We start from the raw sequence: 21,556 nt of genomic DNA on the forward strand, positions 1-21,556 counted from the left end.
GTGACCTTAACAGGTGATTTTTATATCCATAAATCATATTTATTCATTTGGCTATTCTTTACGGTTCTATATGAAATGGCTTTTACCGGGCAAAAAAACAGGCCGTAAAAACGGCCTGAAATCCCCTGCTTTGTGGATACGGTTCAATCTGGATTCTGCGGTGCCTGGCCGGCCGTCATCGCGAGCAAGCCCGCTCCCACAGTTGACCGCATTCCAATGTGGGAGCGGGCTTGCTCGCGAAGGCGGCTTCAGCCACACCGCAATTGATGGTTTATCTGTTGGGTTGTGGCGTCAGACGCAGGTACGGCTTCACCGCGCGATAGCCCTTGGGAAAACGTTTCTGGATTTCGTCTTCATCCTTGAGCGACGGCACGATCACTACTTCATCACCGTCCTGCCAGTTGGCCGGGGTGGCCACCTTGTAGTTGTCGGTGAGTTGCAGCGAGTCGATCACTCGCAGAATTTCGTGGAAGTTACGGCCGGTGCTCGCTGGGTAGGTGATGGTCAGCCGAACCTTTTTGTTCGGGTCGATCACGAACAGCGAACGCACGGTCAGGGTGTCGTTGGCGTTCGGGTGAATCAGGTCGTAGAGGTCCGAGACCTTGCGGTCGGCGTCGGCAAGTATCGGGAAGTTGACGAGGGTGTTCTGTGTTTCGTTGATGTCCTCGATCCACTTGTGGTGCGAGTCCACCGGATCCACGGACAGGGCAATCGCTTTCACACTACGTTGGGCAAATTCGTCCTTGAGCTTGGCGGTGAAGCCCAACTCGGTGGTGCACACCGGGGTGAAGTCCGCCGGGTGGGAAAACAGCACGCCCCAGCTATCGCCCAGCCATTCGTGGAAACGGAGGGTGCCGGCGCTGGAATCCTGTTCAAAGTCGGGGGCGATATCGCCCAGTCTGAGGCTCATGGTGCTGCTCCTGGTGAGTGCTTGTTGAGGTCAACTGTGCCTGCATTTTTTATTCATTAAAAAGAATAAATATCGATTTGTTTAGATCGCAAATGAATATTAAAAATGTGTTCACTGGACCTCGACGGCGGTCGGGACGACTATCGCCCACAAGGTTCGAGAAGGCCTTGAGTTGCTGCACAAAGAGGGAAATTTCGAGGAGGGTTTACGGGGGTGAGCCTGACTTGAAAACGCAAAAGCCCCGCCCGGCGAGATGCCGGGCGGGGCTTTTTTTACTTCAGTTACGCGAGTGCTATTACAACAGCGGGATCGAGTAGCTGACGATCAGACGGTTTTCGTCCTGGTCGCGTTGGCCTGGGACGTCGTTGCGCCACATGGCGTTTTTCCATGTGAAGCCCAGGTTTTTCAGTGCGCCTTCCTGGACTACGTACGCCAGGGTAAGGTCGCGTTCCCATTCGGAACGGCCACTACCGGAAACCGGGTGAGCGGTGGTGTTGGCGATAGTGTCGATGTTGTCACCGCGCAGGTAAACGATGCCGGCAGTAGCGCCTGGCAGGCCAACCTTGGCGAAGTCATACGAGTAACGAGCTTGCCAGGTACGTTCGCCGGCACGGGCGAACTTCTGGATCTGCATGTCGGTAGTCAGGTAAGCCGACGCGCCGTCACCCTGGTTCAAATAAGGGAAGTCGCTGCTGCCGTTGCTGACCTGATAACCACCACCGAAGGTGTGACCGGCAACGGTGTACAGGAACAGGCCGCTGTACAAGTTGTTGTCGACCTTGCCTTTACCCGCTTTGAAGCCTTGGTAGTTACCGTTGCTGAAGTAAGCCGAGTCGTGGCCGTTGGCACCATCGTCAGAGCTGTTGAAGTAACGCAAGTCAGACTTCAACACACCAGGACCGATTGCCCAGTTGTGAACCAGACCCAGGAAGTGTTGTTTGTAGAAATCTTCCAGGTTGCCGTAGTAGTACTGGGCAGTCAGGTCTTTGGTGATTTTGTAGTCACCGCCACCGTAGATGAACTTGTTGCTGTCACGGAAGCCAGTACCGCGCGTGTTCGCACCAGCAATCGACAACTCTTCGTTGTTGCTGGAGTTACGACCCTTGGCGTGTTCGATCTGACCACCAACCAGTGTCAGATCCTTGATCTCGTTCGAGGTGATCTGACCACCTTGAAAGGTTTGCGGCAGCAGACGGCCATCGTTGGTCACGATAACCGGCAGTTTTGGCTGCAGAGTGCCCAACTTCAGTTCGGTCTGGGAGATCTTGGCTTTGGCAGTCAGGCCGAGGCTGGAGAAGTTATCAACCGCTTTGCCGTTGGATTCGCTTGGGAAAACAGTGCCGCCGTAAGAGGCAGCAGTAGCGCCGTTAGTGCCGCCGCCTGTATCCAGACGCACGCCCAACAGGCCGATAGCATCGATACCGAAGCCGACGGTGCCTTGGGTGTAGCCGGAGATGAAGCGCAGGTCGAAGCCTTGGCCCCATTCTTCAGCTTTGCTCTGAACACCGGCAGCCTTGTTGGCAGGAGTGCCAGCAGCACTGTCACGGTTATCGTTATTGATGTAGAAGTTACGCAGCCCCAAAGTAGCCTTGCTGTCTTCGATGAAACCGGCGGCGCCTGCCTGCTGCGCCAAAACCCCTACGGCCACAGCCAGGGCCAAGGTGGACTTGTTCATTTGTTTCGCTCCTATCGTTTCTAATTCTTGAGGTCCTGGGTCGAATGCCCTGGATCCTGAAATGCTCGGTCAGTGCCAGACCGTGTGACTACGACGATGGCCTGCCCCCTGTGATTTTGGCCCGCATAATAAACACAAAAAGAATTATTTCATCATTTTTCATGCCATTCAGGAATATAGCTTCGCGCTATTACTCTGAGTCGGGACACAAGGTATCGGCTCATAAGCCACCCACTTTAGGCGTTTGACTTAAAAGCTAAAAAGAATAAAAAATTACTACATAAGCTCAATTTGGAATATTGAAAAAAGCACAAAAAAAACCTCGCCGGCGGGCGAGGCTTTTTCTGACGGCTATTACAAGAAGCTGTAGGTGTAGTTGAAGATCAGACGGGTCTGGTCTTGATCAGCGATGTTGGTTTCGCTGCCACGGTAGACGCCATTACGCAGCGTTACGCCGAAACCTTTAAGAGCGCCCTGCTGGATGGTGTAGTCGATCCGCATGTCACGCTCCCACTCGGACATATCGCTGCCGCCAGTGGCGGACTTGATGTTGTCGCCATGCAGGTAAGCGATCGAGGTTTTCAGGCCAGGAACACCCAGCGCGGCGAAGTCGAAGCTGTATTGACCGAAGGTGGTGTTTTCACCGGCACGGACAAAACCGTTGATCATGGCATCGGTGAATAGGTAGAAGCTCGTGCCACCATTCCCTTCCGCATGACCATTGCCATCAACTACGTTGCCCTGGTTCAAGTAAACGAAACCGCCGTCATCGTTAACGCGCTGATGACCAAGCAGGAAGGCGTTGCCACCCAGGGTGTAGGTGAACATGGCGCTCCAGGTCTTGTTATCGACCTCATTTTTGTTCTTGGCATAACCACCGTTGTTACTGAAGAAATAACCCGGATCGCCGTTCTTACCGTCGGAGCTGCTGTCAAAATAGCGCAGGTCTGTCTTGAAGGACTGGTTGGCGTTGATCGGGAAAACGTGAATCAGGCCCAGGAAATCCTGTTTGTAGTAATCCTTCAAGTTCGAGTGGTAGTACTGCAGGGTCAGGTCCTTGGTGACCTTCCAGTCAGCACCAGCGTAACGGAACTGGTTGCTGTCATGAGTACCGCCAGCCACGGCCAGGCCGGTGGAGTTTGAAGATGCACGACCCGCCGAGTGCTCCAACTGACCCGCGTTGAGGGTCAAGTTGTCGATTTCCTTCGAGGTGATGGTGCCACCGTCAAAGGTCTGTGGCAGCAGGCGGCTGTCGTTCGCTACCAGGATCGGCATGTTCGGCTGCAGAGCACCACCCAGGTGGGCTTCGGTCTTCGAGAAGCGTGCCTTGACGTTGGCCGCCGCGCGGCTCCATTCGTCCACAGCCGAACCATCGCTGTCGCTTGGGAAGAACGTGTTGTTGTTGGCTGGGTGGTGACCTTTGCCGCCGTCCAGATGGATACCGACGAGGGCTTGGGCGTCGATACCGAAGCCGACAGTGCCTTGGGTAAAACCGGACAGATAGTCGAATTTCAGGCCTTCAGCAGTCTCTCTCTGATCCGCACCGCCGTCACGGTTATCGTTGTTGAAATACATGGTGCGAGAACTGACGGAAGCCTTGCTGTCTTCGATGAAACCCGCGGCGCCTGCCTGCTGCGCCAAAACCCCGACGGCCACGGCCAGAGCCAAGGTGGACTTGTTCATTGTTTCACTCCTCTCGTTTCTAATTCTTGTGTTCCTGGCCCTGGGTCGTATGCCCGGGATCCTAAGATGCGCGATTAGCGCCAGACCGTGACTCACAAGTCAATCGTAACTTTGTGTGTCTACGACCATAGTCTAATCCCCAGTAAATTCATTCCTTGCCGGGCCATAAACCCAAAAAGAATTATCCAATTCTTTTTCATACCGTTTAGGAATTTAGCTCCGCACTACCCCTTGAGCCGGGACACGGGCACCGGCTCATAAGCTAATTCCTAAATGGTATTTATTAGCCTTTTTTTAGATCGATTAGCTTTGATGCAATTCACGATCAATCCCTATCGAAAGGCAGCGCCATGACGACCAAACGCGCACTATCCGGTCCAATTGTTACAGTTTGTGTATCACTAATAATATCTTTTAGCGCTCACGCGGCGAACCTCACGGTCGGTTATCAAACCGGTATCGACCCCAGCAAGGTCCCCCAGGCAGATGGACTGTACGAGAAGACCATAGGCCAGAAAATTGACTGACGTCGTTTCAATAGCGGCCCGGAAGTGGTTACGGCCATTGCTTCCGGTGACGTGCAGATTGGCAACCTCGGCTCCAGTCCGCTGGCGGCGGCTGCTTCGCGCAATCTGCCGCGTTGTCGCGTTCATCGTTTCAGCCCAGATCAACGCCGCTGAAGCCCTCGTGGTACGCAACGGCAGCGGCATCGAAGTCTTGGTCGCGCGCAAGGATTACGCCGAGAAGCACCCAGAGGTTGTGGCCAAATTCGCCAAGGTCACGCTGGACTCGTTCGCCGACTATGCCGCGCATAAAGACAGCTGGACCGCTGACTCGGTACCGGTGCAGAAAATCGCCAAACTGACCGGTGCCAACGCCGTCGATGTGCCGGAGTTGCTGGCCGGTTCCACGTTCCCGGATGCTAAAGCCCAACAGACCACCGCGCTGCTGGACGGCGGCACGGCCAAAGCGATTGGTGAGACGGCGAAGTTCTTGAAGGAACAAGGGAAGGTCGAGACGGTGCTGCCGGATTATTCGCCGTATGTCAGTGCGAAGTTTGTCACCCAATGATTGCTGACGGCTGCTGCGCAGCCGATCGCGAGCAAGCTCGCTCCCACAGGGATCTTTGGCGTTTACAAAACCACTGTGGGAGCGAGCTTGCTCGCGATGGGGGCCCTGCGGTTACAAGGTTTTTTCGAAGATCTTCGAATTACGCTGATAGTTGTACAGCGACGCCCGCGCCGACGGCAGACGCTCTACGCTGCTCGGCACAAACCCACGCTCGCGAAACCAGTGAGCGGTCCGGGTCGTCAGTACGAACAAGGTTTTCAGCCCCTGCGCCCGGGCGCGGGTTTCGATGCGCTCCAGCAACTCATCACCACGACCGCCATGGCGGTATTCCGGGTTCACCGCCAGACACGCCAACTCCCCCGCATCCGAATCAGCAATCTGATACAGCGCCGCACAGGCGATGATCATGCCTTCGCGCTCGACCACACTGAACTGCTCGATCTCACGCTCCAGCACCTCGCGGGAACGCCGCACCAGAATGCCCTGCTCTTCCAGTGGGCTGATCAAATCCAGCAAACCACCGACATCTTCGATCGCCGCTTCGCGCACAACCTCGAACTGCTCCTGGGCCACCAGAGTACCGCCACCGTCACGGGTGAACAGTTCGGTCAGCAGCGCGCCGTCTTCGGCGTAGCTGACGATATGACTGCGAGCCACACCGCCGCGGCAGGCCTCAGCGGCCGCATCCAACAGCTCAGCCTGATAGTTGCTGCCCAGACGCTGCAGATGCGCCGGCACTTGTTGCGGACGCAACTCACGAACCAGACGACCGTGTTCATCGATCAGACCCAGGTCGGCGCCGAACAACAGCAGTTTGTCCGCCCCCAGATCGATGGCGGCGCGGGTGGCGACGTCTTCGCAGGCGAGGTTGAAAATCTCACCGGTCGGCGAGTAACCCAGTGGCGACAACAGCACGATGGAACGCTCATCCAGCAGGCGATTGATGCCCTTGCGGTCAACCCGACGCACTTCGCCGGTGTGGTGATAGTCGACGCCTTCCAGCACGCCAATCGGCCGCGCGGTTACCAGGTTGCCGCTAGCCACCCGCAGACGCGAGCCCTGCATCGGCGATGAAGCCATGTCCATGGACAGCCGCGCTTCGATGGCGATACGCAGCTGGCCAACCGCATCGATCACACACTCCAGCGTCGCGGCATCGGTGATGCGCATCCCGTGGTGGTAATGCGGGGTCAGGCCGCGCGCAGCGAGGCGGGTTTCAATTTGCGGACGGGAACCGTGAACCAGCACCAGTCGCACGCCCAGGCTGTGCAACAGCACCAGGTCGTGGACGATATTGCCGAAGTTCGGGTGCTCCACGCCGTCGCCGGGCAGCATGACGACGAAGGTGCAATCGCGGTGGGCGTTGATGTAAGGCGAAGCATGACGAAGCCAATTAACGTATTCGGGCATGAACCTGGGCCTGTAATAAATAGCAGCCAAAAAATGGGCGAAACAGAAAACGCACAGCGGGCTGATGGTTATCGTCGGAACAGGCTTGGCGACACGCGCGCTCTCCTCATGAATACGGGTTGGGACATTGGTAATTTAACCGACATGTCTGTCATAGCACAGACCCTGCGGGAGCGGGCTTGCTCGCGAAGGCGGTGTGTCAGTCGCATCTGATGTGTCTGACACACCGCCTTCGCGAGCAAGCCCGCTCCCACATGGATTTGTGCTCAATTGACTGGCATTGGCGTTTTGGCCGGTGTCAGGCAGTAATATTCAATCAGTTGACGTAATAGATGCACCGTAGGCTGCAAACGTGACATTTCGAGGTATTCCCCCGGTTGGTGCGCACAGGCGATGTCGCCAGGGCCGAGCACCAGTGTTTCGCAGCCAAGACGCTGAAGATAAGGCGCTTCGGTGCCGAACGCCACTGCTTCGGCACGATGGCCGGTGAGCTTTTCCGCGACCCGGACCAATTCTGCATCCTCGGCTTGCTCGAACGGCGGCACTTCAGGAAACAGCGGCGCGTAATCGATCTTCACCTGATGCCACTCGGCAATGGGCTTGAGCTTCTGCAGAATCTCCGCGCGCAGGGCGTTAGGGTCCATGCCCGGCAACGGGCGTAGATCAAACTCCAGCGAACACTGGCCGCAAATACGGTTGGGGTTATCGCCGCCATGGATGCAGCCGAAGTTCAGGGTCGGCGTCGGCACGCTGAACTGTGGATTACGGAATTCACGCTGCCACAACAGGCGCAAACCACGCAGTTCACCGATGGCATCGTGCATGGCTTCGAGGGCGCTGTGGCCGAGGCGCGGATCCGAGGAGTGGCCGCTCTGACCGAGGATGTCGATGCGCTCCATCATGATGCCTTTGTGCATGCGGATCGGCTTGAGCCCGGTCGGCTCGCCGATCACCGCCGCACGACCCAGCGGCCGCCCGGCTTCGGCCAAGGCGCGAGCACCGGACATTGAGCTTTCTTCATCACAGGTAGCAAGGATCAACAACGGTTGCTTGAACGGCTGATCGAGCAGAGGTATGACGGCTTCGATCGCCAGCGCGAAAAATCCCTTCATGTCGCAACTGCCCAGCCCGACCCAGCGGCCGTCGACTTCGGTCAGCTTCAGCGGATCGGTTTGCCACAACGCGCCATCGAACGGCACCGTGTCGCTGTGACCGGCCAGCACCAAGCCACCGGGGCCGGAACCAAAACTGGCCAGCAGGTTGAATTTGCCGGGGCTGACCTGCTGGATATCACAGGCAAAACCCAAATCACCGAGCCACGTTGCCAACAGGTCAATCACTGGACGGTTGGATTGATCGAGGCTGGCCTGCGTACAGCTGACGGACGGCGCAGCGATCAGCGCAGCGAATTGATCTTTCATGGACGGCAAAAGCATCGCTGACTCCAACTCCCGACTTGAACCCCATCATAGAACCATCTGGCGACAGGAATAAACCGCCGCGGCGCGTAGGACTTGTGAGTCCTGTACACTGCACGACCTTGGCAGCCACACATTCCCCCGGCTGCGCTCCCGATCCTGGATTTTCCGGCCATGCAGAAAGAAACCGAAATCAAACTCCGCGTCAGCCGAGAAACCCTCGCTGCCCTGCGCGAGCACCCGCTCCTGAAAAAACGCAACAAAAGTGGCTGGGAACGCCGTGAGTTGATGAACCAGTACTTCGACACGCCTGAGCGCGACCTGGCCCGCGCCAAGGTTGCCCTGCGCCTGCGCCGCGATGGTGAAGAAGTGATTCAGACCCTCAAGACCCGCGGCCAGAGCGTCGCCGGTTTGTCCGAGCGTAACGAATACGACTGGAACCTGCCCAAAGCCAAGCTCGACGTGAAGAAACTCGACGGCGAATGCTGGCCTGAAGAGTTGGCCGAGCTGGACAAGAAAACCCTGAAGCCGATCTTCACCACCGATTTCGTCCGCGAACGCGCTGAAATCGCCTGGGGCCGTGGCAAGACCAAAGTGGTCATCGAAGCCGCACTGGATCTGGGTCACGTGATCGTGGGCAAGCAGAAAGAAGAAATCTGCGAGCTGGAACTTGAACTGCGCGAAGGCGAGCCGGCCGCCCTGCTGGAACTGGCCGCCGAACTGGCCGCGACCCTGGCCCTGATGCCATGTGACATCAGCAAGGCCGAGCGCGGTTATCGCCTGTACGACGCCAACAGCTACTCGTTGAGCCTGCCGGCGCCACAGATCACCGCCGAAACCCCGCTGGACGACGCTTTTGCCGCGCTGAGCTGGCACTTGCTGAGCAGCAGCCAGCGTCTCGCCGAGCAGTATCGCTTCAATGGTCACTGGCGCCTGTTGCTGGACTGGGTCGAAAACCTGGCTGAGTTGCGCGCGCTGCTGAGCAGCCTGGGTCAAGCCGCACCGCGTCAGTCGACGCACGACCTGCGCGTCGCGCTGGATGCCTTGCTCGAAGACTGGCGTCCGCTGGTGCAAGCCGGTGTCGACGACGAAGACGTACGCAAAGCCGCGCCGGAGCAGTTCCTCGAAGAACTGGAAGACCCGCGTTGGGGCCTGTTCTCGCTGAACACTTCGCGCTGGTTGCTGGCCCGCACCTGGGCTGCCGATCGCAACGTCCGCGGCAATCGCCAGGGCGCTGCGCAATTGGGTAGCTGGCTGCCGCGTTTGCTGGGTGAAGAAGCGACTTCCCTGCAACTGCAGCGTTACCAGCAACAACCGGAAGACCTGGCCGAGCAACTGCCGCGCATCGAGCGCATCCAGGCTTGGCTGCACCACGCCCGCAGCGTGCTGGACATCCCGGAAATGGATCGCTTGTACGGTGAGCTGAAACAGCTTGCTCAATTGGCGAACGAGCCGATCACCGATGAATCGCTGGATGCGCGCAAGCAGCAGGCGATTGCGGTGTATCAGAATCGTGCGTGGAAGATGCTGCTGCGTATGTAATACCGCCATCGCGAGCAAGCTCGCCCCCACATTAGACCGCGTCCATTCAGACAACTCGGTTAACTGTGGGAGCGAGCTTGCTCGCGATGAGGCCTGCACATCCACCGCAAAAACATCAGACCGGCAAACTCGTCGTGGATTTGATTTCCGATAACGCCACGATCGAGTTCACCTCTTGAATCCCCGGCACCATCGACAGCTTCTCGAAGAAGAACCGTTCGTACGCCTCAATGTCCGCCGTAACAATCCTCAGCAAGAAATCCACCGACCCCATCAGCACATAACACTCCAGCACTTCGGGAAAACCGCGAATCGCCTCGGTGAACTCGGTGAAGTTCGAACGCCCGTGAGCGTTGAGTTTGATTTCAGCGAAGATCTGCGTGTTAAGCCCGATTTTTTTCCTATCAAGCAGCGTCACCTGCCCCCGAATAATCCCCTCCTCCTTCATCCGCTGTATCCGCCGCCAGCACGGCGATTGCGAAAGCCCCACCTGCTCGGCGATCTGCGCGCTGGAGAGCGAAGCGTCCTCTTGCAGCAACGCCAGAATCTTGCGGTCGTAGCCATCCAGCTCGCTATGCATAAAAAAACCTTTAATTGATAACTTACCGAATCAAGCAATTCAAACAATCGCCAATAAGCCCAATCATAGATAAGAAATGCCCGGCACCGAATGTAAAAATTCCTCCAGTGATTTTGGAGACCGACCATGCCGCATCTAGAAGCCGTGAACACCCCGCACACCCGCGCCGATGTCTGGAACGTCAGCAACGCCCACTGCCGTGTTCATTACCAACTGTTGGCCGAGGCCGAACCGGACCTGCTGTGCCGGGCGCTCAACCTGTTCGCTTTGCAGTTTCTGACGCCGCAACAGGTCAACGTGCAGCGGATGGACGATCTGCTGTCGATCGACATCGTGATAGACGGCCTGAGCTGGCACCGTGCCCAAGTGATCGCGGAAAAATTTCGTAACCTGATCAGCGTCTGTTCGGTTGATCTGCAAGTGGTTGATTGCGTATGGAATGAACCGGCTCAGGCGGCGGGCTGAAAAAACTCGACACGGCTTCGTCGGGTAGTGGCCCAACGGTCTGCGGCTCCGCGACTATCCTTTGCGAACTGTTGTTCATGAGGAGCCCGCATGTCCGTTCAACTTGCCATTCAGGACCGCTGGCTGGATCTCAATGATTTGCTGCGTGAACTGGTCGCCCAAGGCTTTATCAGCCAGGACTCGGCCGAGCACGCGCTCAATGCCCGACGCCGTCACGCTGCCAATAGCCAGATGCACCCGCTGGAATTCATCGCCAGCCAACACCTGGACGACCTTAGCCGTCCCGGTAAACAACTCGACCTGGAAAGCCTGACCCTGTGGCTGTCACAGCAGGCCGGTCAGCCTTATCTGCGTATCGACCCGCTGAAAATCAACGTTGCAGCGATTACGCCGCTGATGTCCTACGCCTTCGCCCAGCGCCACAAGATTCTTGCGGTGTCTATCGACCGCGACGCCGTCACCGTGGCCAGCGCCCAGCCCTACGTCACCGGCTGGGAAGCCGACCTGACCCATGTGCTGAAACTGCCGATCAAGCGTGTGGTCGCCAACCCGGTCGACATCCAGCGCTTCAGCGTGGAGTTTTTCCGCCTGGCCAAATCGGTCAGCGGCGCGACCAACGCCGATCAGCAGATGAACACCCTGGGCAATTTCGAGCAGCTGCTCAACCTCGGCGCCAGCGACCAGGAGCCGGACGCCAACGACGCGCACATCGTCAACATCGTCGACTGGTTGTTCCAGTACGCGTTCCAGCAACGGGCCAGCGATATCCACATCGAACCCCGGCGCGAACAAGGCACGGTGCGCTTTCGCATCGACGGCGTGCTGCACAACGTCTATCAATTCCCACCGCAAGTGACCATGGCCATCGTCAGCCGCCTGAAAAGCCTCGGGCGGATGAACGTCGCGGAAAAACGCAAACCCCAGGATGGCCGGGTCAAGACCAAAACCCCGGACGGTGGCGAAGTCGAGCTGCGGCTGTCGACATTGCCTACCGCATTCGGTGAAAAAATGGTCATGCGGATCTTCGACCCGGAGGTACTGCTCAAGGACTTTGATCAGCTGGGCTTCTCCGCCGAAGACCTGCGCCGCTGGCAAGACATGACGAGCCAGCCCAACGGCATCATTCTGGTCACCGGCCCGACCGGTTCCGGCAAGACCACCACGCTGTACACCACGCTAAAGAAACTGGCGACGCCGGAGGTCAACCTCTGCACCATCGAAGACCCGATCGAAATGGTCGAGCCGGCGTTCAACCAGATGCAGGTCCAACACAACATCGACCTGACCTTCGCCGCCGGTGTGCGCGCGCTGATGCGACAGGATCCGGACATCATCATGATCGGTGAGATCCGTGATCTGGAAACCGCTGAAATGGCGATCCAGGCCGCGCTCACTGGCCACTTGGTGCTGTCGACGCTGCACACCAACGATGCGCCGAGCGCGATCAGCCGCTTGCTGGAACTGGGTGTGCCGCATTACCTGATCAAAGCCACGGTACTCGGCGTCATGGCCCAGCGCCTGGTCCGCACCTTATGCCCGCATTGCAAGGCGCCGCTGACGCTGGGTGAAGAAGACTGGCAAACCTTGACCCGGCCCTGGCAGGCACCGTTGCCGAACAACGCACATCGCGCCATCGGTTGCCTGGAATGCCGTGATACCGGTTACCGCGGCCGCGCCGGGGTCTATGAAATCATGCAGCTGACGGACGGCGTCAAAGCACTGATCAACCCCGACACCGATTTACTGGCCGTGCGGCGTCAGGCGTTCAAGGAAGGCATGCGCAGTTTGCGGTTGTCAGGGGCGCAGAAAGTGGCGGCAGGTTTAACGACGATCGAGGAGGTGCTGCGAGTAACGCCGCAGAGCGAACAAAAGTAGGCGCGGCCGTCATGGAACTCGATTGGGGGATTGGCAATCCAACGCCGTAGTTAACCCAGTGGAGTCACCCAATATGCGTCTCAAACTTGCTGTCGCTACCATCGCCTTGTTGTCCCTTCCTGTCGGTTCGGCGATGGCCGATAGCTTTTGGCGTAACGTCATCTCGTCCGGTGCGACTACCGGTTCGACCTACCTGACCTTCAAGGATCACAAGCTGATCATCGCCGCCCAGGACGATGCTGGCAGCTTTGTCGCCAGTGACGGCGGCATTCGCGGTCCATACCTGGAGGCCGCGATGCAGAAAGTCCGCGCCGACAACCCTGGCCTGCAGGCCACGGACATGGAACTGGCGAACGCGATCCTGGCGAAGAATGCCGTCGCTTCGGAATAAGCGTTGTTGCTGAATAAAAAATGCCGCTCTCAATGAGCGGCATTTTTTTGAACCAGAGAAATTGCACAGCTATTTCCTACGTAGGCTAACGCCAAAACGCTGACATGCAGTCGAGTTTTCACCGACCTACTGATGAAAGCTCTGATATGAGCGCCAGACGTACGAACTCAAACTTTGTCGATTCGGATTACCCCCACAAGCGAATCGACTCACATGAAAAAACCAGTCTTATCTTTACTTCTGCTGGCCGCCTACAGTCACGTTTCCCAAGCCGAAGGCCTGTACGGCTCGATAAAAATCCAGAGCGTCCAGCAAGAACTTGCCGACACCCTGCTCACAAGTCCCAGGGTGAACAACCGTATCGTCAGTCCGGAGCGCAACAAAGATGTCGGCGGTTCCGTTGCGCTCGGCTATGAGTTCATAGGTGGCTGGCGCCTGGAAAGCGAGTACACCATCAAGCAGGACTCGGAGTTCAAGAGTTACTGGGCGCCATTCAACGCTAACGTTAACAACATGCAGGTCTCATCCAAGCGCCTGATGTTCAATGCCTATAAGGACTTCCCCTTGACCCAAAGCCTATCGCTGTACGCCATGGCCGGCGCAGGCGTGGCCCATATCAATTCCGAAGGCTACCAGTCCAACCCTTCACGTCGATTTGCCAACAATACCCAAAACAATTTCGCCTACAACTTGGGCGTCGGTGCAGACCTCAAACTGACCCGGCAAATTACCGTCGGCACCGGCTACCGCTATGTCGACATGGGTAAGGTTGAAACCGGCTATAACACCTTCACCAACCGCATCAATGCGCGGGACGAACAACTAAAGGGCAAGCTTCGAGAACAGAATCTTTACGTTGAAGCGCGGATGTCGTTCTGATTCATGACTCAAAAAAATGCCGCTCTCAATGAGCGGCATTTTTTTTGCCCGAATACAAAACGGTGTGTCAGCGGTAATCATCCACCGGCACGCAAGCGCAAAACAGATTGCGGTCACCATAGACATTGTCCACCCGGTTCACCACCGGCCAGTACTTGTGCGCCTTGGTGTGAGCATCCGGCGTCACCGCCTGCTCGATGCTGTAGGACCGCTCCCAAACCCCGGTGATGTCCGCCAGGGTATGCGGTGAGCGTTTCAGCGGGTTGTCATCGGCTGGCCAGTTGCCGTTCTGCACCTCGGTGATTTCCGCGCGAATACTCAGCATCGCCCCGATAAACCGGTCCAGCTCTGCCTTCGATTCACTTTCGGTCGGTTCAACCATCAATGTCCCCGGCACCGGAAACGACATGGTCGGTGCATGGAAGCCATAGTCCATCAGCCGCTTGGCGACGTCCTCCTCGCTGATCCCGGTCAGCGCCTTGAGTGGCCGCAGGTCAAGAATGCATTCGTGAGCCACACGCTCGTTGCGCCCGGAGTAAAGCACCGGAAACGCCCCGGACAAGTGCTGCGCCAGGTAATTCGCGGCGAGGATCGCCACCTCACTGGCATCCGCCAGTTGTGGCCCCATCATTGCGATGTACATCCAGCTGATCGGCAGGATGCTCGCACTGCCCCAAGGCGCCGCGCTGACTGCGCCGTTCTGCGCCAGCGGTCCGTCGATCGGCACCACCGGATGGTTGGCAACGAACGGCGCCAGATGCGCCCGCACCCCAATCGGCCCCATGCCCGGCCCGCCGCCACCATGTGGAATGCAGAAGGTCTTGTGCAGGTTCATGTGGGACACGTCGGCACCAATGTCCGCCGGGCGCGCCAGTCCGACCTGGGCGTTGAGGTTGGCGCCATCCATGTACACCTGGCCGCCGTGGCTGTGGATAACTTCGCAGATTTCGCTGATGCCTTCCTCGTACACGCCGTGGGTCGAAGGATACGTCGCCATCAGGCAGGCGAGTTTGTCTCCGGCCTCTGCGGCTTTGCCTTTGAGGTCATCCAGATCAACGTTGCCCGCCTCGTCGCATTCGACGATCACCACGCGCATCCCGGCCATCTGCGCCGAAGCAGGGTTGGTGCCGTGGGCCGAGGACGGGATCAGGCAGATATCCCGCGCGCCCTCATGACGACTCTCGTGATATTTACGAATCGCCAGCAACCCGGCGTACTCGCCTTGGGCCCCGGAGTTGGGCTGCATACAGATCGCGTCGAAACCGGTGATAGCGCAGAGCCAGCGCTCCAGTTCTTCGATCATCAGCGAATAACCCACCGCCTGCTCTTTCGGCACAAACGGGTGCAGGTTGGCGAACTGCGGCCACGTGATCGGGATCATCTCGCTGGTGGCATTGAGCTTCATGGTGCAGGAGCCCAGCGGGATCATCGATTGATTGAGCGCCAGGTCCTTGTTCTCCAGTTGCTTGAGGTAGCGCAGCATCTCGGTTTCGCTGTGATGGGCGCTGAACACCGGGTGACGCAGATAAGGCGAGGTACGCAGCAGACCTGCGGGAATGCCGCAAGCAAGGGTTTCAGCGTCCAGTTCGTCGACGTTGAGCCCATGATCAGAACCGAGGAACACATCAAACAACTTCGCGACGGTGGATTCGTCAGAGGTTTCGTCGAGGCTCAGCCCCAACTGCCCGCGCCCGAGAATGCGCAGGTTGATCTGTGCAGCCTTGGCACTTTCGATGATTGCCGTCTGAGTGCCACCGACCTCCAGCGTCAGCGTGTCGAAAAAGTGTGTGTTGAGGCGGGTGATGCCGTGGCGCTCCAGGCCAGCGGCGAGGATGCTCGTCAGCCGATGGACGCGTTGGGCAATGCGTTTGAGCCCTTCCGGACCGTGGTAGACCGCATAAAAACTGGCAATGTTGGCCAGCAGCACCTGCGCGGTGCAAATGTTCGAGTTAGCTTTCTCCCGGCGGATATGTTGCTCGCGGGTTTGCAGGGCCATGCGCAGGGCTATGTTGCCGCGAGCGTCCTTCGACACGCCGATGATCCGTCCGGGAATCGCCCGTTTGTACTCATCGCGACTGGCAAAAAACGCCGCGTGAGGCCCACCGTAACCCATGGGCACGCCGAAACGCTGGGATGAACCGAACACCACGTCGGCGCCCAATTCCCCCGGCGGCGTCAGTAACAACAGACTCAGCAGGTCGGTGGCGACACATGCCAAGGCTTGCTGAGCATGCAGATGATCGATCAAGGGACGAAGATCGCGGATCTCACCGTGGGTGTCGGGATATTGCAGGAGCGCGCCGAACACCTGGTGCTGTTTCAAGTTATCCACAGTGTCGATGATGAGCTCGAAGCCGAATCCTTCTGCTCGGGTCTGTACCACGGAAATGGTCTGCGGATGACAGTTTTCGTCGACGAAGAACAGATTGCTTCTGGACTTGGCGACACGCTTGGCCAGTGCCATGGCTTCTGCCGCCGCCGTCGCTTCGTCCAGCAGCGAGGCGTTGGCCAGTTCCAGGCCGGTGAGGTCGATGGTCAATTGCTGGAAGTTCAGCAGCGCTTCGAGCCGCCCTTGGGCGATCTCTGGTTGATACGGCGTGTACGCGGTGTACCAACCGGGATTTTCCAGCACGTTGCGCACAATGACGGTCGGTGTGAGGGTGCCGTGGTAACCCATGCCGATCAGGCTGGTCCAGACCTGGTTTTGCTCGGCGTAACCGCGCAGTTTGGCCAGTGCGGCTTCTTCGTCGAGCGCGGGTGGCAGGTCGAGCGGCCTGTTCAGGCGGATTCCTGGCGGCACCGTCTGCTCGATCAACTCGACCCGGCTGCCGAGGCCGAGGCTGTCGAGCATCGCCTGTTGCTCGGCGGCATCGGGCCCGAGGTGGCGGCGAAGGAAGGCATTGGAGTCGCGTAACTGGCTCAAGGACGGCAACTGGGACATGACGGGCTCTCTCTTGACTGGCGCTCAACGTCGATGCAACACGGTCAAACCAGCATAGCAGTCGATACCTGGCGCCAACGGCCATTGCGGATCATCATGCTCGGCATGTGCCCAATGTCCGCTGATCAGGTAACTGTATTTATGAGCCAACTGCCTTTGCTGCCGTTCTCCAAACCCACCATCGACGAAGCCACGATTGCCGCTGTTGGCGACGTGTTGCGCTCGGGCTGGATTACCAGCGGCCCCAAGGTCCAGGCCTTTGAACAACAACTCTCGGAGTTTTTTGGCGGGCGCCCGGTACTCACTTTCAATTCCGGCACCTGCACCATGGAAATCGCCCTGCGCATTGCCGGGGTCGGACCGGGCGATGAAGTGATCACCACGCCGATTTCCTGGGTGGCCACCGCCAACGTCATTCTGGAAGTCGGCGCCACGCCGGTGTTTGCCGACATCGACCCGATTACCCGCAACATCAACCTGGATCAGCTGGAAGCGGCAATCACCCCGCGCACCAAAGCGATCATTCCGGTGTACCTCGCCGGTTTGCCGGTGGACATGAGCCGGTTGTATGCGATCGCCAAAAAACACGGGTTGCGGATTGTCGAAGACGCCGCGCAAGCCTTGGGTTCGAGCTGGAACGGCCAGCGCATTGGCTCGACCGGCGATTTCGTGTCCTTCAGTTTCCAGGCGAACAAAAACGTCACCTCGTCAGAGGGCGGTTGCCTTGTATTGAACAATGCCGAGGAAGTGCGACTGGGGCAAAAGTACCGTTTACAGGGCGTCACCCGCAGCGGCTTCGATGGTCTGGATGTCGATGTGCTGGGCGGCAAGTTCAACATGACCGATGTAGCGGCGGCCATCGGTCTGGGGCAGTTTGCTCACATCGAAGCAATCACTGCTCATCGCCGTGAACTGGCCAGGCACTATTTCGCTTGTTTTGGCGAGGATTTCGAAGCGTTGTATGGGGCTCAACTACCCCCGGCGGATTTCGAGAACAGCAACTGGCATTTGTTTCAGCTGGTGCTGCCAGAGCGTAAGGATGGCCAACCGGCGCGGGCTACCTTCATGGAGCAGATGCAGGCACTGGGGGTTGGTATCGGCTATCACTACCCGCCGATCCACCTGCTGAGTCTTTATCGCGAGCGCGGGTTTAAGGAAGGGATGTTTCCGGTCGCCGAGCGGGTCGGTCGCCTGATTGTTTCACTGCCGATGTTTACCGCCATGAACAAAGCGGATGTTGAGCGTTCGGTGGCGGCGGTGAAAGCCGTTCTAAAGCCATAAAACCTGTGGGAGCGGGCTTGCTCGCGAAGGCGGTGTATCAGTCGAAATGAATGTTGACTGATACACCGCCTTCGCGAGCAAGTCGAATCGTCGCACCGCCGCTCCCACATGGATTTCGCAGGACGAAGATTACTCGCCGATAGCGGCTTTGTAGCCTGCTGCGTCGAGCAGCTTGTCCAGGTCAGCCGCGTTGCTTGGCTTGAGCTTGAAGATCCAGGCGCCGTACGGGTCGGAGTTGAGCAACTCAGGGTTAGCGCTCAGTTCTTCGTTGATGGCAATCACTTCACCGGCAACCGGGGAGTAGATGTCCGAAGCGGCTTTAACCGACTCCACCACACCGGATTGATCACCGGCAGCAAAGACTGTTCCGACTTCGGTCAGCTCAACGAACACCACGTCGCCCAAGGCTTCCTGAGCGTGATCGCTGATGCCCACGGTGACGCTGCCATCGGCTTCGAGACGGGCCCACTCATGACTTTCGGCAAAACGCAGGTCGGCAGGAATATCGCTCATGTTCTGTGTCCTCAAGAGAATTGTCAGCGGTCGTTGCCCGCCAGAAAAGGTTAGATCAAGGTTTTGCCATGGCGTACGAAGGTCGGTTTGACCACTCGGACCGGGTACCACTTGCCACGGATTTCCACTTCTGCGCGGTCGGCTGTCGCCATCGGCACGCGCGCCAGTGCTATCGACTTGCTAAGCGTAGGAGAGAAACTACCACTGGTGATCTCCCCTTCGCCAACATTGGCGATGCGGACCACTTGATGAGCGCGCAAAACCCCACGCTCCTCAAGGACCAGACCGACCAGTTTGTGCTGCACGCCACCCGCCCGTTCGGCTTCAAGAGCGCTGCGACCGATGAACTGGCGAGTAGCCGGTTCCCAGGCAATGCTCCAGGCCATGTTGGAGGCCAGTGGTGATACGTCTTGATGAATGTCCTGACCGTAGAGGTTCATGCCGGCTTCGACCCGCAGAGTATCGCGCGCCCCGAGGCCGATCGGCGAGATGCCTGCGCCCACCAGATCGTTGAAGAATCCTGGCGCTTGACTGGCCGGCAGAACGATTTCCAGGCCATCTTCGCCGGTGTAACCCGTGCGCGCGATGAACCAGTCACCGTCGGGCTGGCCTTCAAAAGGCTTGAGCATCTGAATCAGGTTGCCGCGGGACTGGGTCACCAGTTCGGAGATTTTGTGCCGGGCCTGAGGACCTTGAATGGCAAGCATCGCCAACTCGGAGCGTTCGTTGAGCTGCACCTTGAAACCATCGAGGTGAGCCTGCATCCAGGCGAGGTCCTGATTACGGGTGGAGGCGTTGACCACCAGCCGATAACCTTCGTCGAGACGGTAGACGATCATGTCGTCGACGATGCCGCCGCGCTCGTTGAGCATGGTGCTGTACAAGGCACGGCCAGGGCTGTGCAGACGTTCGACGTCATTGGCCAGCAAATGCTGGAGCCAGGCCTTGGCCTGAGGGCCGCTGACATCGATCACGGTCATGTGGGATACATCGAAAACCCCGCAATCGCGACGCACCTGATGGTGTTCCTCGACCTGCGAGCCGTAATGCAAAGGCATATCCCAACCGCCAAAATCGACCATCTTCGCGCCGAGGGCGAGATGAAGGTCATACAGAGGCGTGCGCTGTCCCATGGGTTTCTCCTTCCGGGCGTGGCGAAGGTGCGGGCCGGTGCTGCACGGGGTGAAAGCCTTGAAATAGAAGGCTTTCAGCCGATTTCAGCTACCTGATCCGTAGGACGGACCGCACCGAATGCCGCGCATTGTAGCCTCAAGGTGTAGGACTGGCACCTAGGCGTTTCGATGCGCTGAACGTCGAATCAATCCGATGACCGGTAGCAGGCCGACCAAAACCAGAGTCAAGGCCGGCAAAGAGGCCCTCGCCCACTCGCCTTCGCTGGTCATTTCGAAGATGCGCACCGCCAGCGTGTCCCAGCCAAACGGGCGCATCAGAAGGGTCGCGGGCATTTCCTTGAGCACATCGACGAACACCAGCAACGCAGCGCTCAACGTTCCTGGCAGCAATAACGGCAGATACACTTTGAAAAACAGTCGTGGCCCACTGACGCCAAGGCTACGTGCCGCTTCGGGCAAAGATGGCCGTATTCGCGCCAGACTGCTTTCCAGCGGCCCATAAGCCACCGCGATGAAGCGCACCAGATACGCCAGCAACAACGCCGAGAGGCTGCCCAGCAACAATGGCTTGCCGGCGCCCCCCAGCCAACCCGACAACGGGATTACCAGTTCGCGGTCCAGGTAACTGAACGCCAGCATGATCGACACCGCCAGCACCGAACCTGGCAAGGCGTAGCCGAGGTTGGCCAGGCTGATGCCGGTGCGGATCGCTCGGGTCGGAGCCAGACGCCGGGCAAACGCCAGCACTAAAGCAACACTGACGGTGATCAGCGCCGCCATGCCGCCCAGGTACAAGGTATGGACGATTAGCCCCGCGTAACGTTCATCCAGATCGAAACGCCCGCGCTGCCAGAACCACACCACCAGTTGAAGCACTGGAATGACGAAAGCGCAGGCGAACACCAAACCGCACCAACTCATGGCCGCCAGCGCTTTGAAACCGTGCAGGTGATACAGCGCCTTGACCCGTGGCCGTTCGTTGCTCGCCCGGTTGGCCCCGCGAGCACGGCGCTCGCCGTACAGCACAACCATCACCACCAGCAGCAACAGGCTGGCCAGTTGCGCGGCGGTGGAGAGGCTGAAAAATCCGTACCAGGTCTTGTAGATGGCGGTCGTGAACGTGTCGAAGTTGAACACCGACACCGCACCGAAATCCGCCAGCGTTTCCATCAGCGCCAGCGCCACGCCAGCACCGATGGCCGGGCGCGCCATGGGCAAAGCGACTCGCCAGAACGCTTGCCACGGGGATTGCCCCAAGACTCGCGCCGCTTCCATCAAGCCTTTGCCCTGCGCCAGGAACGCAGTTCGCGCCAACAGATAAACATAGGGATAGAAGACCAGCACCAGCACCAGAACCACGCCGCCAGTGGAGCGCACGCGCGGCAGCCTCAAGCCCGAGCCGAACCATTCACGCAACAGGGTTTGCACGGGGCCTGCGAAATCCAACAGGCCGACGAAGACGAATGCCAGCACGTAGGCGGGAATGGCGAATGGCAGCATGAGCGCCCAGTCCAGCCAACGCCGACCGGGGAATTCGCAGAGGCTGGTGAGCCAGGCGAGGCTCACGCCCAAAAGCGTCACGCCGATACCGACACCGAGTACCAGGGTCAGGGTATTGCCCAGCAGGCGCGGCATCTGGGTATCCCAGAGGTGGGACCAGATCTGATGATCGATGGTTTGCCAGGACAACAGCAAAACGCTGAGTGGCAGCAGGACCAGCGCAGCGATGGCGAAGACCAGGGGATACCAGCGGCGTTGGGCGGGGTGGGCCAAGGAAAAGCTCTCTGAG

The 21,556-nt window shown here is 58.5% G+C and carries 16 protein-coding genes and 1 pseudogene; 7 read left to right on the top strand and 10 right to left on the bottom strand.

Annotation, left to right across the window (positions count from 1 at the left end; all coding sequences use genetic code 11):
• Positions 1 to 271: 271 nt before the first annotated feature.
• The 3 genes from E3W21_RS15455 to E3W21_RS15465 all read right to left on the bottom strand — a co-directional run bounded on the left by E3W21_RS15455 (position 272) and on the right by E3W21_RS15465 (position 4,268).
• Positions 272 to 910 (bottom strand): peroxiredoxin, encoded by a 639-nt coding sequence (locus E3W21_RS15455; protein ID WP_134420799.1) that lies wholly within the window; start codon positions 908 to 910, stop codon positions 272 to 274.
• A 295-nt stretch (positions 911 to 1,205) separates the two neighbouring features.
• Positions 1,206 to 2,585, bottom strand: a complete 1,380-nt coding sequence (locus E3W21_RS15460; RefSeq protein ID WP_134420801.1) for an OprD family porin — start codon at positions 2,583 to 2,585, stop codon at positions 1,206 to 1,208.
• Between the two features lie 354 nt (positions 2,586 to 2,939).
• Complete coding sequence (locus tag E3W21_RS15465) at positions 2,940 to 4,268, bottom strand: OprD family porin (protein WP_134420803.1); 1,329 nt, start codon at positions 4,266 to 4,268, stop codon at positions 2,940 to 2,942.
• A gap of 350 nt (positions 4,269 to 4,618) precedes the next feature.
• Here E3W21_RS15465 and tauA point away from each other — a divergent pair.
• Positions 4,619 to 5,339 (top strand): annotated as a pseudogene (tauA, locus tag E3W21_RS15470) (taurine ABC transporter substrate-binding protein).
• Positions 5,340 to 5,450: 111 nt separating this feature from the next.
• Here the strand turns inward: tauA and argA are convergent.
• Positions 5,451 to 6,749, bottom strand: a complete 1,299-nt coding sequence (gene argA / locus E3W21_RS15475) for an amino-acid N-acetyltransferase (RefSeq protein ID WP_134420805.1) — start codon at positions 6,747 to 6,749, stop codon at positions 5,451 to 5,453.
• 266 nt (positions 6,750 to 7,015) lie between these two features.
• Positions 7,016 to 8,185 carry an acetylornithine deacetylase gene (gene argE / locus E3W21_RS15480; protein WP_134420807.1) on the bottom strand — a complete coding sequence of 390 codons (1,170 nt, stop codon included), beginning with the start codon at positions 8,183 to 8,185 and terminating at the stop codon, positions 7,016 to 7,018.
• Between the two features lie 156 nt (positions 8,186 to 8,341).
• On the opposite strand from argE, the gene E3W21_RS15485 reads away from it, so the two are divergent.
• Positions 8,342 to 9,709: an inorganic triphosphatase gene (locus tag E3W21_RS15485; protein ID WP_129440168.1), complete on the top strand. Its 1,368-nt coding sequence runs from the start codon at positions 8,342 to 8,344 to the stop codon at positions 9,707 to 9,709.
• Between the two features lie 115 nt (positions 9,710 to 9,824).
• Here E3W21_RS15485 and E3W21_RS15490 read toward each other — a convergent pair whose 3' ends face one another.
• Complete coding sequence (locus tag E3W21_RS15490; protein ID WP_046045137.1) at positions 9,825 to 10,289, bottom strand: Lrp/AsnC family transcriptional regulator; 465 nt, start codon at positions 10,287 to 10,289, stop codon at positions 9,825 to 9,827.
• Between the two features lie 126 nt (positions 10,290 to 10,415).
• On the opposite strand from E3W21_RS15490, the gene E3W21_RS15495 reads away from it, so the two are divergent.
• The 4 genes from E3W21_RS15495 (at position 10,416) to E3W21_RS15510 (ending at position 13,899) form a co-directional block, all read left to right on the top strand.
• On the top strand, positions 10,416 to 10,754 hold the full coding sequence (locus E3W21_RS15495) for a hypothetical protein (protein ID WP_134420809.1): 339 nt from the start codon (positions 10,416 to 10,418) through the stop codon (positions 10,752 to 10,754).
• Positions 10,755 to 10,844: 90 nt separating this feature from the next.
• Positions 10,845 to 12,629, top strand: coding sequence for a GspE/PulE family protein (locus E3W21_RS15500; RefSeq protein ID WP_134420811.1), 1,785 nt, complete (start codon positions 10,845 to 10,847; stop codon positions 12,627 to 12,629).
• Between the two features lie 73 nt (positions 12,630 to 12,702).
• Positions 12,703 to 13,020, top strand: coding sequence for a DUF2388 domain-containing protein (locus tag E3W21_RS15505; protein WP_134420813.1), 318 nt, complete (start codon positions 12,703 to 12,705; stop codon positions 13,018 to 13,020).
• A gap of 213 nt (positions 13,021 to 13,233) precedes the next feature.
• Complete coding sequence (locus tag E3W21_RS15510; RefSeq protein ID WP_129440162.1) at positions 13,234 to 13,899, top strand: outer membrane protein; 666 nt, start codon at positions 13,234 to 13,236, stop codon at positions 13,897 to 13,899.
• A gap of 67 nt (positions 13,900 to 13,966) precedes the next feature.
• Here E3W21_RS15510 and gcvP read toward each other — a convergent pair whose 3' ends face one another.
• On the bottom strand, positions 13,967 to 16,840 hold the full coding sequence (gene gcvP / locus E3W21_RS15515) for an aminomethyl-transferring glycine dehydrogenase (protein WP_134420815.1): 2,874 nt from the start codon (positions 16,838 to 16,840) through the stop codon (positions 13,967 to 13,969).
• 141 nt (positions 16,841 to 16,981) lie between these two features.
• Between gcvP and E3W21_RS15520 the strand changes: the two genes are divergently transcribed.
• Entirely contained in the window at positions 16,982 to 18,121 is a 1,140-nt protein-coding gene (locus E3W21_RS15520; RefSeq protein ID WP_134420817.1) for a DegT/DnrJ/EryC1/StrS aminotransferase family protein, read from the top strand.
• Positions 18,122 to 18,250: 129 nt separating this feature from the next.
• On the opposite strand, the gene gcvH is transcribed toward E3W21_RS15520, so the two are convergent.
• The 3 genes from gcvH to E3W21_RS15535 form a co-directional block, all read right to left on the bottom strand.
• Positions 18,251 to 18,634 carry a glycine cleavage system protein GcvH gene (gene gcvH, locus E3W21_RS15525; protein ID WP_111448365.1) on the bottom strand — a complete coding sequence of 128 codons (384 nt, stop codon included), beginning with the start codon at positions 18,632 to 18,634 and terminating at the stop codon, positions 18,251 to 18,253.
• A gap of 50 nt (positions 18,635 to 18,684) precedes the next feature.
• Positions 18,685 to 19,767 (bottom strand): glycine cleavage system aminomethyltransferase GcvT, encoded by a 1,083-nt coding sequence (gene gcvT / locus E3W21_RS15530; RefSeq protein ID WP_134420819.1) that lies wholly within the window; start codon positions 19,765 to 19,767, stop codon positions 18,685 to 18,687.
• Between the two features lie 156 nt (positions 19,768 to 19,923).
• Positions 19,924 to 21,540 (bottom strand): iron ABC transporter permease, encoded by a 1,617-nt coding sequence (locus E3W21_RS15535; RefSeq protein ID WP_134420821.1) that lies wholly within the window; start codon positions 21,538 to 21,540, stop codon positions 19,924 to 19,926.
• Between the last annotated feature and the right edge of the window lie 16 nt (positions 21,541 to 21,556).

Origin of the sequence: Pseudomonas sp. F01002, assembly GCF_004402115.1 — a bacterium.
In the GTDB taxonomy this organism is placed as follows: domain Bacteria; phylum Pseudomonadota; class Gammaproteobacteria; order Pseudomonadales; family Pseudomonadaceae; genus Aquipseudomonas; species Aquipseudomonas frigoris.

What these genes read in the sequence shown, in the direction of transcription:
- E3W21_RS15490 (WP_046045137.1), bottom strand. Translation starts at nt 10,289, where the DNA reads ATGCATAGCGAGCTGGATGGCTACGACCGCAAGATTCTGGCGTTGCTG.
- gcvT (WP_134420819.1), bottom strand. Translation starts at nt 19,767, where the DNA reads ATGGGACAGCGCACGCCTCTGTATGACCTTCATCTCGCCCTCGGCGCG.
- argE (WP_134420807.1), bottom strand. Translation starts at nt 8,185, where the DNA reads ATGCTTTTGCCGTCCATGAAAGATCAATTCGCTGCGCTGATCGCTGCG.
- argA (WP_134420805.1), bottom strand. Translation starts at nt 6,749, where the DNA reads ATGCCCGAATACGTTAATTGGCTTCGTCATGCTTCGCCTTACATCAAC.
- gcvP (WP_134420815.1), bottom strand. Translation starts at nt 16,840, where the DNA reads ATGTCCCAGTTGCCGTCCTTGAGCCAGTTACGCGACTCCAATGCCTTC.
- E3W21_RS15510 (WP_129440162.1), top strand. Translation starts at nt 13,234, where the DNA reads ATGAAAAAACCAGTCTTATCTTTACTTCTGCTGGCCGCCTACAGTCAC.
- E3W21_RS15455 (WP_134420799.1), bottom strand. Translation starts at nt 910, where the DNA reads ATGAGCCTCAGACTGGGCGATATCGCCCCCGACTTTGAACAGGATTCC.
- E3W21_RS15485 (WP_129440168.1), top strand. Translation starts at nt 8,342, where the DNA reads ATGCAGAAAGAAACCGAAATCAAACTCCGCGTCAGCCGAGAAACCCTC.
- E3W21_RS15460 (WP_134420801.1), bottom strand. Translation starts at nt 2,585, where the DNA reads ATGAACAAGTCCACCTTGGCCCTGGCTGTGGCCGTAGGGGTTTTGGCG.
- E3W21_RS15495 (WP_134420809.1), top strand. Translation starts at nt 10,416, where the DNA reads ATGCCGCATCTAGAAGCCGTGAACACCCCGCACACCCGCGCCGATGTC.
- E3W21_RS15465 (WP_134420803.1), bottom strand. Translation starts at nt 4,268, where the DNA reads ATGAACAAGTCCACCTTGGCTCTGGCCGTGGCCGTCGGGGTTTTGGCG.
- E3W21_RS15500 (WP_134420811.1), top strand. Translation starts at nt 10,845, where the DNA reads ATGTCCGTTCAACTTGCCATTCAGGACCGCTGGCTGGATCTCAATGAT.
- E3W21_RS15520 (WP_134420817.1), top strand. Translation starts at nt 16,982, where the DNA reads ATGAGCCAACTGCCTTTGCTGCCGTTCTCCAAACCCACCATCGACGAA.
- gcvH (WP_111448365.1), bottom strand. Translation starts at nt 18,634, where the DNA reads ATGAGCGATATTCCTGCCGACCTGCGTTTTGCCGAAAGTCATGAGTGG.
- E3W21_RS15505 (WP_134420813.1), top strand. Translation starts at nt 12,703, where the DNA reads ATGCGTCTCAAACTTGCTGTCGCTACCATCGCCTTGTTGTCCCTTCCT.